At 46.2% G+C, this 13229-nt stretch carries 12 protein-coding genes; 5 read left to right on the forward strand and 7 right to left on the reverse strand.

Annotated features, from left to right (window positions below):
- Positions 1-11: 11 nt before the first annotated feature.
- From fdhD to A7sIIA15_RS04945, 7 genes are all read right to left on the reverse strand, one after another.
- Positions 12-839, reverse strand: coding sequence for a formate dehydrogenase accessory sulfurtransferase FdhD (fdhD, locus tag A7sIIA15_RS04915; protein ID WP_095686053.1), 828 nt, complete (start codon positions 837-839; stop codon positions 12-14).
- Positions 829-2475, reverse strand: a complete 1647-nt coding sequence (betA, locus tag A7sIIA15_RS04920) for a choline dehydrogenase (protein WP_095686054.1) — start codon at positions 2473-2475, stop codon at positions 829-831. Before betA ends, fdhD begins: the two co-directional genes overlap by 11 nt.
- A 78-nt stretch (positions 2476-2553) precedes the next feature.
- On the reverse strand, positions 2554-3516 hold the full coding sequence (locus A7sIIA15_RS04925; RefSeq protein ID WP_095686055.1) for a glycine betaine ABC transporter substrate-binding protein: 963 nt from the start codon (positions 3514-3516) through the stop codon (positions 2554-2556).
- Positions 3517-3604: 88 nt separating this feature from the next.
- Positions 3605-5533, reverse strand: coding sequence for an ABC transporter permease (locus A7sIIA15_RS04930; protein ID WP_095686056.1), 1929 nt, complete (start codon positions 5531-5533; stop codon positions 3605-3607).
- Positions 5533-6561: a quaternary amine ABC transporter ATP-binding protein gene (locus tag A7sIIA15_RS04935; protein WP_095686057.1), complete on the reverse strand. Its 1029-nt coding sequence runs from the start codon at positions 6559-6561 to the stop codon at positions 5533-5535. Before A7sIIA15_RS04935 ends, A7sIIA15_RS04930 begins: the two co-directional genes overlap by 1 nt.
- A complete protein-coding gene (locus tag A7sIIA15_RS04940) occupies positions 6562-8046 on the reverse strand; it encodes an aldehyde dehydrogenase family protein (RefSeq protein WP_095686058.1) in 1485 nt (494 codons plus the stop codon).
- Positions 8047-8050: 4 nt separating this feature from the next.
- The gene (locus A7sIIA15_RS04945) at positions 8051-9490 is read right to left on the reverse strand and encodes a trimethylamine methyltransferase family protein (protein ID WP_095686059.1); all 1440 of its coding nucleotides are present in this window, start codon (positions 9488-9490) and stop codon (positions 8051-8053) included.
- Between the two features lie 134 nt (positions 9491-9624).
- Between A7sIIA15_RS04945 and A7sIIA15_RS04950 the strand changes: the two genes are divergently transcribed.
- Genes A7sIIA15_RS04950 through A7sIIA15_RS04970 form a run of 5 tightly spaced genes read left to right on the forward strand, consistent with a single transcriptional unit; the run spans position 9625 to position 13219 of the window.
- The gene (locus A7sIIA15_RS04950) at positions 9625-10386 is read left to right on the forward strand and encodes an IclR family transcriptional regulator (protein WP_095686060.1); all 762 of its coding nucleotides are present in this window, start codon (positions 9625-9627) and stop codon (positions 10384-10386) included.
- Positions 10383-11048 carry a cobalamin B12-binding domain-containing protein gene (locus A7sIIA15_RS04955; RefSeq protein WP_095686061.1) on the forward strand — a complete coding sequence of 222 codons (666 nt, stop codon included), beginning with the start codon at positions 10383-10385 and terminating at the stop codon, positions 11046-11048. Before A7sIIA15_RS04950 ends, A7sIIA15_RS04955 begins: the two co-directional genes overlap by 4 nt.
- Positions 11049-11057: 9 nt before the next feature.
- The gene (locus A7sIIA15_RS04960; protein WP_223298237.1) at positions 11058-11438 is read left to right on the forward strand and encodes a methylenetetrahydrofolate reductase C-terminal domain-containing protein; all 381 of its coding nucleotides are present in this window, start codon (positions 11058-11060) and stop codon (positions 11436-11438) included.
- Positions 11438-12334 carry a methylenetetrahydrofolate reductase gene (locus A7sIIA15_RS04965; protein ID WP_095686063.1) on the forward strand — a complete coding sequence of 299 codons (897 nt, stop codon included), beginning with the start codon at positions 11438-11440 and terminating at the stop codon, positions 12332-12334. Before A7sIIA15_RS04960 ends, A7sIIA15_RS04965 begins: the two co-directional genes overlap by 1 nt.
- A gap of 12 nt (positions 12335-12346) precedes the next feature.
- Complete coding sequence (locus A7sIIA15_RS04970) at positions 12347-13219, forward strand: dihydropteroate synthase (RefSeq protein ID WP_095686064.1); 873 nt, start codon at positions 12347-12349, stop codon at positions 13217-13219.
- Positions 13220-13229 lie beyond the last annotated feature (10 nt).

The following is a 13229-nucleotide window of genomic DNA, read 5'->3' on the forward strand; positions in this document are numbered from 1 at the left end:
CGGGTGGTCAATTAACTTGGCAGATATTGCTTAGCGTGACCGCCACGGGCAAAGGCAAGAAGGGTTAAGTTAAATTCCGCCGCTAAATCAACGGCCAAAGATGTTGGAGCACTGACCCCTACTAATGCAGAAATGCCCGCACAGACCGCCTTTTGTACTAACTCATAACCCACACGGCCAGAGACAACTAAAGTCCAATCAGCCAACGGCAGCTTTTTATCCATAAGCGCTGCCCCAATTACTTTATCGACTGCGTTATGTCGACCAACATCTTCACGTACCCAGACCGCTACGCCCTCTGGATTAACTAGCGCTGCAGCATGTAGTCCACCTGTTTTTTCAAAGATTTTTTGGCGACCATCTAGTAGTTCCACCATCTGGGCCAACTCTTGAATGCTGTGTTTAGCCTTCTCTACTTTCTTCACTTCGCGCTTATGCAGATCGCTAATGTTTGTTGATCCACACACCCCACACGCCGATGTAATGGTGAAGCGTCTCTCAAGGATGCGAACTGCTTCTTCGGCATTCTCATTAATTTCAGCAATAACGACATTGGCACGTTGGCGAAGAGATAAGGATTTATCTGCACATACCTTTACAGAAATTAACTCATCAGGAGATTTTAAAAAGCCTTCTCCCCACAAAAAACCTGCGGCTAACTCTAAGTCAGCACCTGGCGTGCGCATGGTGATTCCTAGTTGATCTTCGCTTTTGCCACGCTTGATTCGAATCTCAAGCGGCTCTTCAACAACTACTGAATCTGAAGAAGTAACATCGCTATCGGTTTTTTGAACTTTAACTCGCGCAACAGATGACGGCGCAAGCTCATCACTTGGCATGGCGATAAAACTCGATGTTTTCAGCAGGCAGTGGAGTTTTACCTAAAATTAAATCAGCAGCCTTTTCAGCAACCATCATTACTGGTGCATAGATATTTCCATTTGTGACATATGGGAAAACTGATGCATCACAGACGCGCAAACCTTCAACGCCATGGACTTTCATAGTCTGTGGGTCAACAACTGACATTGCATCTGTGCCCATCTTGGCTGTGCAGGATGGGTGGAGAGCAGTCTCTGCATCTTTTCTTACCCACTCTAAAATCTCTTCATCAGTTGAAACTGATTTTCCAGGTGATGATTCACCAGCATTGAAATCATTCATTGCTGGCTGGGTCAAAATGTTACGTGCAACCTTTACGGCCTCCACCCATTCACGACGGTCTTGGTCGGTAGATAGATAGTTAAATTGAATTGCAGGCTTCTCAAATGGGTTAGTGCTCTTGATCTTTAGCCAGCCACGAGCATCTGAATACATAGGCCCCACGTGGACTTGGTAGCCATGACCACGAGTATCGCCAGTGCCGTCATAGCGAATGGCAAGTGGCAGGAAGTGGAACATTAAGTTGGGATAGGCAACATCGTTGTTGCTTCGTGTAAAGCCACCAGCTTCAAATTGATTTGTGGCTCCTGGACCTTTTCTAAAGAACAACCATGCTGCGCCAATAAATGGGCGGCGCCAGAACTGTGTAATAGGTTGTTGTGTCACAGGAAGCTTGCACTTGTATTGAACATAGACCTCTAGGTGATCTTGCAGATTTGCACCCACACCAGGCAAGTCCTTAACAACTTTAATACCAAGCTTTTCTAGATCTTCCTTCTTACCAACACCTGAGAGCTGCAGAATCTGTGGAGTATTAATTGAGCCGCCAGATAAAACAACTTCACGTGAAGTGAACACATGCTTCTTGCCACGGATCATTACTTCAACACCTGTGGCAGTTGTGCCATTGAATAAAACCTTGGTGACATGTGCACGGGTTTTAACGCTTAAGTTTTTGCGCTTCATTACTGGATATAGATATGCACGAGATGCACTCAAACGGCGTCCGCGATAAACGTTTCGATCAAAGGCGGCAAAACCTTCTTGGCGATAACCATTGACATCATCAGTTCGTGGATAGCCTGCTTCTTCAGTTGCTTTAAAGAATGCGGCAAAGAGTGGGCCCTTGACTGGTCCACGCTCTAATTTAAGCGGACCGTCATCTCCACGAAATGCTGACTTTGGATCTGCTAAACAGTTCTCCATCTTTTTAAAATATGGCAAGCAGTGCGCGTAATCCCAGTTAGCCATTCCTTCATCTTTAGACCAGCGCTCATAATCCATTGCATTACCGCGCTGCCAGATCTGACCATTGATGGATGAAGATCCACCTAATACTTTTCCACGCGCATGATAAATGCGGCGATTGTTCATATGTGGCTCTGGCTCTGATTCATACATCCAGTCGTAGTACTTGCTACCGATTGGAAAAGCTAACGCTGCTGGCATATGAATAAAAACATCCCATAACCAGTCACGACGTCCTGCTTCAAGAACTAGAACTTTATGGTTGGGATTCTCACTTAAACGATTCGCTAGCGCGCAGCCCGCAGAGCCCCCACCAACGATGATGTAGTCATATTGCGCGCTCATGGCAGGAAGTCTACTAATAAAACAAGGCCCTTACTCGGCCAATTGCACCGAGTAAGGGCCTTGCTTCTTAGACTGTTTTTACTTACCTAGCCATGAATTAACAGTGGCAGTGTTAGCAGCAATCCACTTCTTAGCTGCTTCTTCTGCTGTCATTCCGCTTTCAAGATCTGCGGCAACACCGTTCTGATCAGCATTAGTCCATGAGAAGTTCTTCACAAGAGAAGTAAATGAATCATTAGCATCATTGAGCTTCTTTGAAATCAACTTCTTGAGTGGTGTTGATGGGTAGTCAGTTAGACCACTTGCCGCTGCTGGATCGCTCCAGTCATTGGCAGGGAACTTCACGCGAGCTGCTTCAAGTGTTGGAAGCTTTGAGTGAAGTGTCCAAGGCTGCCATGCATAACCAATGAATGGAGTCTTGTTCTCTTCTGCCTTCAAGAAGCCATCAACTAGTGCTGCTTCTGAACCAGAGAAGATAACTTTGAAGTTCAACTTGTTAGCAGAAACCATCTTTTCACCGATAGTTGTGTAACCAGTTGGGCCTTCAAACCATGCACCCTTGCCACCTGAATCTGCAGTCTTGAATAGAGCTGCATACTTGTTGAGGTTCTTTGAGTCTGTGATGTCTGGATACTTTTCAACCATCCATGGAGCGACATACATACCAATAATTCCAATGTTTCCGTTATCGCCAACTTCAACTACAGCTCCGCGATCACTCCAGTCCTTCCAGCGTCCACCGCCCCAATCTTCGATTAGTACGTCGATTGTTCCAGCTTCCATTGCGTCATAAGTGACTGGACCTTCTTCTAGAGTTGTCTGAGTAATTGTGCAACCCAATTCTGCTTTTGCTACTTCTGCAAGTACTTGTGCTGAAGCTGTGTAACCGCCCCAAGCATGCATAGCAATTGCATAAGAACCGCAGTCTCCTGAGGCTTCGCCAGCTGAATCGTTAACGCTGCTGCTGCAACCTGAAAGAACCAGTGCTGTTGCAAGTGCGGCAGTAACGATTGCCGAACGACGACCGAATAGTGATTTCATTAACCCTCCTAAAGAGTTTTATGTTTTGGCATAGCCTAGGGCGCAGATGAGCCTAGGGCTAGTGATTTAGGGGGTTAATTCCCGGTGTTTATGAGGAGCGGCGGGCGCCGGCTTGCATAATCCGGTCGAAAATTACGCCTAAGAGCAAGATGGCAACACCGGCAATAAGGCCCTTGCCTTGCAGCTCTGGCTTGGAGTTACCAGCGATTACTAAGTAACCAAGTCCACCTGCGCCAACGAAGCCACCAATAACAACCACTGCCAGCACATAGATCAGTCCCTGGTTAGTTGCAAGCAAAATAGTTTTCTTTGCCGCAGGCAATTGCACCTTGGTAATAATCTGGCGGGTAGTAGAGCCTGCAGCAGTTGCTGCCTCAACGAGTGCATCTGGAACTGCGCGTATACCTTCACTAACAATCTTCACAACAACAGGAATGGCATAAACAATGCCTGTGGCGATGGCGGTGAATCGAGTAGGACCAAATAAGCCCAGCATCGGAACTAAGTAAACAAATGCTGGAAGAGTTTGCCCGGCATCAAGAAATGGTCGCAATACTTTCTCTGCTCGATCATTTCGTCCCGTCCAGATACCAAGTGCCAGACCAACAATCATTGTTAGCAAACATCCAACAATTGTCTGGGTAAGGGTGAGCATTGCTTCATACCAAAGACCAGATAAGACAATTGCCATGGAAAGTACAAATGCCAAAATTGCAGTTCGTGCTCCACCAATAATCAATGCAAGAGCCACAATCATTCCAACTGTCACATACCAAGGAGATGCCGCAAGCTGAGTCTCAAGTGGATTAAGTACGCCGTATGAAATGAAGTCTTTAAAACCCTCAGTAAAGATAGTTAAGTTTTCTAGAATCCATGCAGTCACATTATTCGTAACTTTTGCTACTTGCGGAGCAATTGTGACTTCCTTTGGCCAAACTGCTGCCCATAACATTGTGCGAGACATAAAGACAGATACAACTGTAAGAATTGCCCCAACAATAAGTGTGATTCGCTTTGTTTTTATCTGCTTTGGCGTAGGTGGGACAAAAGTACTTTGGCGCTTAGCTGCAGCACTTGTGCTGCGATCGAGCAAAATAGCGAGGAAAACTACGGCAAAACCAGCAACAAAGCCCTGTCCAACGTTTCGAATAATCAAAGCTTCGATAACTGGCTTACCAAGTCCAGGTGCACCAATGAGTGCTGCGATCACAACGAATGAAACGGCAGCCATAACTGTTTGATTAATGCCAAGAACAATCATCTGCTTAGCCATAGGAATCTGGACCTTGGACAAAGTTTGCTTTGGCGTGGAACCCATTGATTCTGCAGCTTCAACTGGAGATTGATTTAAGTTTCTAATCGCATGGCTTGTAATACGTATTGCGATAGGAATGGAATAAATCATGGTTGCAATAGTTGCTGAAGCTGCACCAATCATGAAGACAAGTGCAATTGGTGCCATATAAACAAGAGTGGGCAAAATCTGAGCTAAATCTAAAAAGGGCGTGAATATCTTTAAGACCCGATCAGATAGGCCAGCCCAGATTCCTAATGGAATTCCAATTGCTAATGAAAGTAGAACTGCCGCCAAGGTCATTGCAATGGAGTCCATAGTGAACTGCCACATCCCTAAAGCGCCACATGCAAGTAAAAGTGAAACGCAGAGAAGCGCAGTTCTCCACTGACTTGTTGCATAAACTGCAAAAGCAACGATTCCAACTACACCTAACCAGCCAATAATTGGAATGACAGAGTTGGGCGCTGGAACTGAGATGAGGTTTCTAATTGCTTGGACAAAGCCATCAATTACACCGCGTATGGGATTAAAGAAATAAATGAAGGCAGGGCTCTCAGTTCGGTTTCCGCGAAGATCGAGGGCTTTTTCACCAACGTAACTAGTAAATGCGGTGTTTTCATAGGTGGCTATCTGCAATGTGTGAGTGCCGTTGAGCAAACGGCCCAGCAATATCCAGACTGTGACTGAGGCTAGAAGAAGATAGGACTTACGAACCTTCATTAAGCGCCACCAGAAATTAACCGCAAAACATCCTCGCTAGAGACAATTCCTAACGCCTTGCCATTGTCATTAACCCGTACTGGTTTATGGGCTTGCAAAATCACTTGGGCGGCATCGCGAATGATGGTGTTAGCGGCAAGCTCTGGCCCATCAGTATCTTCTCCAGGCTTTGCTTTTCTGGCTAAGTGCTTCAATGTCAGAACATGTGACTTAGCGATATCGCGCACGAAGTTGGCAACGTATTCATCTGCAGGATTAGCAACTAGATCCTCTGGGGTTCCAATCTGAACAATTGCACCATCTCGCATGATTGCAATGCGATCTCCTACTTTTACAGCCTCAGATAGATCGTGAGTAATAAAGACCATTGTCTTGCCTAGTTCGTGGTGCAAGCGGATAACTTCTTGCTGCATATCGCGGCGGATAAGTGGGTCAAGTGCTGAAAAAGGCTCATCTAAGAAAAGAACCTGAGGATCAACAGCTAATGCACGTGCAAGACCAACGCGCTGTTGCATTCCACCAGAGAGTTGTTCTGGGTAGGCATGTGAATAGCCTTGTAAACCAACGAGTTCAATTACTTCATTTGCTCGCTTATGACGATCTGCTTTGTTAACGCCATTGATTTCAAGTGAGTAAGCAATGTTGTCAATGACATTGCGGTGAGGCAATAAACCAAAGTGCTGGAAAACCATAGAGAAACGAGTCTTGCGAAGTTCGCGAAGACGGGCATTATCAACTTTTAGAATGTCTTCGCCTTCAAAAGTCATGGAGCCTTGTGTTGGTTCAATCAAACGGGTCATGCAACGAACAAGAGTTGATTTACCAGATCCTGAAAGACCCATCACTACGAATACTTCACCTGGAGCAACATCGAAGGAAACATCGCGGACCGCAATAGTGTTACCGGTTTGTGCGCGAAGCTCAGGTCGAGTCAGTTCAACTAATGGTGAGCCGACTACCTTGTCAGCATTGGCGCCGAATACTTTCCAGAGATTCTTTACAGAAATCATTGGTGCACCAGAAGCCATTTATCCTTCTCCCCCATCTGAAAACCAGCCAGATTTACTAGGAGCATTGTTAGTCCAAATGTGTTTGATTTCAAGGTATTCGCCCAAACCATGCTCACCTAATTCACGGCCGATGCCAGATTGCTTGTATCCGCCCCATTCAGCCGCTGGCTTATATGGCCCAAAGTCATTAACCCAGATCGTTCCGTGACGAAGTGCGCTAGCAACGCGAGCGGCTTTGTCTGCATCCTTTGACCACAGCCCGCCTGAGAGACCAAATGGTGTGTCATTAGCAATAGCGATTGCTTGAGCCTCTGTGTCAAAAACTTCCACTGTCATGACTGGACCAAATGATTCATCTTGAACACAAAACATCTTTGTATTGCAGTTATCTAGAACTGTTGGCAGGTAATACCAGCCGTTTGCATGCTCACTCTTTTCGCTGCGCTTTCCACCGACTAACAATGTGGCACCTTCAGCAACTCCCTTTTCAACATACTTAGTAACACCCTCTAGGTGCGACTTACTGATCAGAGGCCCAGTCTCAGCAGTTAAATCATCAGGTCCGCCAAGGCGAATCTGGCCAGCTCTGCGCACGATCTCTTTAACGACACGATCATGAATGGAGCGCTCAACAATTAAACGTGTTCCAGCAGAACAGACTTGGCCTGAGTGCAAAAACGCTGCAGTGACTGCGTTATCAATTGCTGCATCTATATCTGCATCAGCAAAAATGATATGTGGATTCTTTCCACCTAGCTCAAGGGCTAAGCGCTTCACTGTTGAAACAGCTGCCTTCATAATTGTTTGGCCAGTGTTTAACCCGCCAGTGAAGGAAACCATGTCAACGCGTGGATCGTTAATTAAATGGTGGCCAACTACAGAGCCTGGACCTAGTACTAAGTTTGCAACTCCTTTTGGTGTGCCAGCCTCTTCTATGGCATGCATTAGCGCGATAGCACTTTGTGGAGTGAGTTCAGATGGCTTAACGATGAAGGAACAGCCAGCAACAAGTGCCGGTGCAACTTTCCAGGCAATTTGTAATAGCGGGTAGTTCCATGGGCCAATGAGTGAACAAACACCGAGAGGCTCATGAACTATGCGGCTATTTACGCGAGAAATACCCACATCTACAAGGCGATCGTGTTGTTTTAAACCAAGGGCAGCAAAGTGGCGAAAAGTAGCGATGACATCTGCGATGTCATATTCAGCTTCGATGATGCGCTTTCCTGTGTCATCACTTTCTTTTTTAGCAATTGCTTTTAAATCACGCTCTAATAAATCTGCAATCTTGCCAACTAGTGCGCTGCGCTGCTCAAAGCTCCATGAAGTAAAGATGCCTGAATCAAATGAAGTGCGTGCAGCAGTGATCGCATCTAGAACGTCATCTTGTGTGGCCTGTGAAACGGTTGCAACAACACTTTGATTATGCGGGCTGTGCACATCATGTGCCCCACCATCGGATGCGCTTTTCCAAGCACCATCGATATAGAGCGTTGCGACCATTTACTTAATCTAGTTGGCTCTTGCGCTTTGCCACAAACTCATCGAGTTCTTGCTTCATACGTGGATCAATCTCTGGTTGCACATACTCTTCAAGCTTCTTGATATAAATCTCAGAGGCGCGTGCCTTTGTGTCCTTTGCCCCAAGTCGCATCCAGCGCTCATAGTTATCGCTATTTGTTAGGAACGGACGGTAGAAACAGTCACGGAATCGCTCCATGGTGTGGGCTGCTCCTAGGAAGTGACCGCCATGGCCAACTTCAACGTGAGCATCAAAGGCTAGGGATTCAACGTTAAATTCAAGCGGGGTGAACTCGGTCATCAGCGATTGAAGGATTTCAATGTCAACAACGAACTTCTCATAGCAAGAGACGAGTCCGCCTTCTAACCAGCCAGCTGTGTGCATGACCCAGTTAGTTCCAGATAAGAATGTAGGCATCATCGTCATCATTGTTTGATAAGCAGATTGCGCATCAACAGTTTGTGAGGAGTTCAAGCCGCCGCCTCCACGGAAAGGAAGGTTAAAGCTACGTGCAATCTGGCCGGTGCAAAGCAGGCCAATACCTGACTCAGGTGTACCGAATTGAGGTGAGCCTGATTGCATATCAATGTTGGAAAGGAATGAACCAAAGACAATTGGGCATCCTGGATTAAGAGTTTGAGCAAGAGCAATTCCGGTGAGGGCTTCAGCAATTTGCTGTGCAAGTGTTGCTGGAATTGTTACTGGGCTCATTGCACCCATCAAAAGGAATGGTGTGACCACAACTGGTTGACCTGCAAGAACGTATTCGCGCAATGAATCGAGCATGCGATCATCCCAGCGAAGAGGTGAATTACAGTTAATCAACGAGATTAACGCTGGAGTATTTTCAATTGATTTGCGACCACCGAAGATAATTTCAGACATTGCAATAACGTCTTTCGCGTTCTGCGCAGTTACAACGTTACCCATAAAGAACTTATCGGTCAGAGTTGCCGCTGCATATGCCATATCCAAGTGGCGTGAATCTAGAGACAAATCATTAGGCTCACAGACAACACCACCGACGCTATCTAGTGCGTCATAGCTTTGTGCTAACTTACAAAAATTCTCATAATCCTTGAAAGTCGCATCGCGACGAACATCGCCTTCGCGGACGAATGGTGGGCCATACACACCACCGAAGACCATTGAGTCTCCACCAATTTGAACATTGTTCTTTGGATTGCGTGCTTGCAAATTGAATTGACTTGGAGCCTTAGCAACTTGCTTTAAGATCCATTCAGGATCAAATTTAACGTTATCGCCTTCTACAGTCTGACCGTTTTCGCGCAATAGATCGATTGCCCAAGGGCTCATGAACTCGATACCGATTTCAGAGACAATGCGTTTCCAACCAAGGGTCAGCGTTGCCATCGACTCTTCGCTCAAGATTTCATAGCGGGGCATCTTGTTAATAAAGCTCACGGTTAATTCCTCACCTGTAGTAGTGGTTCGATATTAATAGCGTTGTGGCGCTATTGACCTTGAACACGCACGAGAATACTCTTAAGTTATGGAACTATGGTTCCATATAGTGAAACCTTCTAAGGGGGTGTGAGATGGCCGAACTTCATAGCGGCACGCAAGCAATTGATCGCGCATCCTCACTCTTGATTCATATTTTGGAATCACAGACTCCTCCACTTCTTACTGAACTTGCTCGTATTTATGGTTTACCAAAGAGCACAACATCTCGAATCTTGAGTGCACTTGAGCGCCAAGGATTATTGCTGCGCGATCGCAACGGTGCTTATATCGCCGGCTCTGTTCTCACACAATTTGCACGTGGGCAAAACCATGACTCAATTCTTGTTGCACGCATGCATTCAATCTTGGAAGTTCTAGCAAATAGAACAGGTGAGACAGCTAACTTGGCAGTTGCAGGCAATGGTGACCTCAAGTTAATCGATCAGGTGGATGGTCAATACCTCTTATCTGCAACCAACTGGGTTGGTAAGTCTGTTCCATATCACGCATCAGCACTTGGCAAAGTTCTACTTGCCTATGCAGCAGTGACAATTCCTGCAGGTCGCTTAGAAAAGCGCACATCAAAGACAATCACTTCTCGCACCAAGCTACTCGAAGAGTTAGAAACTGTGCGCAAGAAGGGCTACGCCCTCATCATTGATGAGTTAGAAGAAGGTTTAGTAGCAGTAGCAGCACCTATCCGCGAGCACGATGGCCGCGTAGTTGGTGCAATTTCAGTTTCTGGTCCATCAACTCGATTGACTCAGAAAGATCTCATCAAGATCGGTGACATGATTATTGATGAAATCGCAACACTTCAAGCAAACCACGATGGAAAGATAGGTGCGGCATGACACATGACGAGATTATCAAAGCTCTCTTTGACGAAACCCTTGTCGGAAATGCTCCAGCAGTTCTCGAACTGACCAACCGAGGCATTGCAGATGGAATGACGCCTGGCGCCATTCTCTTTGATGCACTGATTCCAGCATTGGAAGAAGTTGGTGCACGTTTTGAGCGCGGAGATTTCTTCGTTCCAGAGATGCTTATTTCAGGAAAGGCAATGTCAGGAGCACTTAACGTGCTGCGCCCATTGCTAGCTGAAACTGGTGCTGAGACTGTTGGAACGTTCTTAATGGGCACAGTGAAGGGCGATGTGCACGATATTGGCAAGAACCTTGTAAATATCATGCTCGAAGGCGCTGGATTTGAAGTTATCGATCTAGGTGTTCAGGTACCACCTGAGAAGTTTGTTGCCGCAATTATTGAGCACAAGCCAGACATCGTTGGTATGTCAGCGTTCTTAACAACAACAATGCCCATGTTCAAGGTCAACATTCATGAAATTACTAAGGCTGGACTGCGTGACCAAGTAATCATCATGGTTGGCGGCGCACCTGTTACTCAGGAATATGCCGATGTAGTTGGAGCTGATGGTTTTGCTGCAGATGCATCAACAGCGGTGCGTATTGCTAAGGATCTCATCACTAAAAAGCGCGCAACGGTTAGTGCATAGGCTTTCGTTGTGTTAAAAAAACTTCTACCTTTCGTTGAGCATGTCATCAAGAAACCCGTGTGGGATTGCCGCATGTGTGGACAGTGCGTGCTGCACTCAACAGGTATGACATGTCCTATGACATGTCCAAAGACTCTTCGCAACGGACCTTGTGGTGGCGTTCGCGAAAACGGTAATTGTGAAGTTATTCCAGATATGCAATGTGTGTGGCTTAAGGCATACGACCGTAAAGTCTTCTTGCCTTTGCCAACAGTATGGAAAGACCACTTCAACGAACTACGTCCTCCAGTAGATATGCGCCTCCAAGGATCTTCATCGTGGATTAACTTGGTTACAAAGCGCGATCAGCAAACACCTGCTGGTTGGTCAACAACAGATGGTGCGCACTAATGTCACAGATGCGCGAGAAGTTAGAAAACACTAACGAAGTTGTCTTCACCGCTGAATTCCCATCACTTGATGGTGGCGGAATGGCTAAGGTAGTTAAGAACGCTGCTCGTTTAGCACCGTGGTTTGTTGGCGTGAACGCAACTGATAACCCAGCAGCACATGCCCATGCTTCAAATACTGCCTCTGCTATTGCCATGAAAATGCATGGAATTGAACCCATCATGCAGATTGTTTGCCGCGATAAGAACCGTCTAGCTATTCAAGCCGACATGATGGGCGCTGCACTGCATGGAATTGAAAACATCTCTCTTCTCACTGGTGATGATGTAACAGCCGGTGATGAGCCTGAAACCCGCAGAGTCTTTGATATCGATAGCACTCAAGCAATCAATATCGCCCGAATTATCACTACTGGCAAATACCTTTCAGGGCGCAAAATCGATCCTGCCCCAGATTTCTACATCAGCGCAGTTGAAAACCCAGCTGCTCCCCCATTTGATTATCGAATTGAACGCGCGCTTAAGAAGTATCGCGCTGGTGCAAAATATCTTCAGCTTCAGATTTGTTATCACCCAGAACGCCTTGAAAAGTTCTGTGCTGGCGTAGCCAAGATTGCTCCTGATTTAAAATTGATTCCAACTATCGTTTTGGTTAAGAGTGCCAAGCCAATGTCATTTATGCATGACAAAGTGCCTGGAATCGATATTCCACAGGACACAATCAATCGGGTTTCATCAGCTGCTGATCAAGCTGAAGAGGCATACAAATTGACTGTGGAACTAGCAAAGCATGCAATGACTTTGCCGTCAGTGCGTGGTTTACACGTTACAGATTTTAGACATGATGATTCGCTAGACCGCTTTATGTACGACCTCGGACAGAAACCAAGAAACTAACTAGGAGCCCCTATGCACACAGTCCTGACCTCACCTGGCAAAACCGTAACGATCGGCCATGACCAGCCATTTTGTATTATCGGTGAGCGCATTAACCCAACAGGTCGGAAGAAGTTTCAAGAGCAACTTCGTGCGGGCGATCTCTCTGCCATTGAAAAAGACGTGGCAGCCCAAGTTGCAGGTGGTGCTGATGTACTAGATGTGAATATGGGTGTTCCACTAACAGATGAACCAGAACTGCTGAGAAAAGCAATCACTTTGGTTCAATCACTCACAGACCTTCCTGTGTGTATTGACTCATCTGTTATCGAAGCCCTTCAGGCTGGACTTGAGACCTACCAAGGTAAAGCGTTAGTTAATAGCGTTACAGGTGAAGATGATCGTATGGAGCTCGTGCTTCCTTTAATTAAAAAGCATGGCGCAGCCATTATTGCTCTTCCTAATGATGAAACTGGCATTCCACAAACTGCTGCAGAGCGCATGATTATCGTTGAGAAGATTGTTCGTACTGTTGAAAAGCACGGCATTCCTCTAGAAGATCTTGTTATCGATCCACTTGCAATGACTGTGGGCGCGGATCCAGATGCAGTGAAAAACACGCTAGAAACTATCTATTTAATCCGTGAAAAATACGGTCTAAACATGACTCTTGGTGCATCGAACATCTCATTTGGTCTTCCACATCGCCATGCTCTCAATGCCGCCTTTTTGCCAGCAGCTATGGCAATGGGATTAACAAGTGCTGTTATGGATTCTCGTACGCCGGCAATTGTTGAATCTGTTCGTGCTGCTGACTTGCTCCTTGGTCTTGATCCTTGGGGAACAAATTGGATTATGCGCTATCGCGCAATGGAGGCAGCAAAAGCTGCCGCTGAAGGGAATTAATTATTAGTAA

Origin of the sequence: Candidatus Planktophila vernalis (assembly GCF_002288185.1) — a bacterium.
Lineage (GTDB): Bacteria > Actinomycetota > Actinomycetes > Nanopelagicales > Nanopelagicaceae > Planktophila > Planktophila vernalis.

Bases quoted from the DNA above. Each gene is read 5' to 3' on its own strand.
- A7sIIA15_RS04940 (WP_095686058.1), bottom strand. From the start codon at position 8,046: ATGGTCGCAACGCTCTATATCGATGGTGCTTGGAAAAGCGCATCCGAT.
- A7sIIA15_RS04935 (WP_095686057.1), bottom strand. From the start codon at position 6,561: ATGGCTTCTGGTGCACCAATGATTTCTGTAAAGAATCTCTGGAAAGTA.
- betA (WP_095686054.1), bottom strand. From the start codon at position 2,475: ATGAGCGCGCAATATGACTACATCATCGTTGGTGGGGGCTCTGCGGGC.
- A7sIIA15_RS04955 (WP_095686061.1), top strand. From the start codon at position 10,383: ATGACACATGACGAGATTATCAAAGCTCTCTTTGACGAAACCCTTGTC.
- A7sIIA15_RS04950 (WP_095686060.1), top strand. From the start codon at position 9,625: ATGGCCGAACTTCATAGCGGCACGCAAGCAATTGATCGCGCATCCTCA.
- A7sIIA15_RS04970 (WP_095686064.1), top strand. From the start codon at position 12,347: ATGCACACAGTCCTGACCTCACCTGGCAAAACCGTAACGATCGGCCAT.
- A7sIIA15_RS04930 (WP_095686056.1), bottom strand. From the start codon at position 5,533: ATGAAGGTTCGTAAGTCCTATCTTCTTCTAGCCTCAGTCACAGTCTGG.
- A7sIIA15_RS04925 (WP_095686055.1), bottom strand. From the start codon at position 3,516: ATGAAATCACTATTCGGTCGTCGTTCGGCAATCGTTACTGCCGCACTT.
- fdhD (WP_095686053.1), bottom strand. From the start codon at position 839: ATGCCAAGTGATGAGCTTGCGCCGTCATCTGTTGCGCGAGTTAAAGTT.
- A7sIIA15_RS04965 (WP_095686063.1), top strand. From the start codon at position 11,438: ATGTCACAGATGCGCGAGAAGTTAGAAAACACTAACGAAGTTGTCTTC.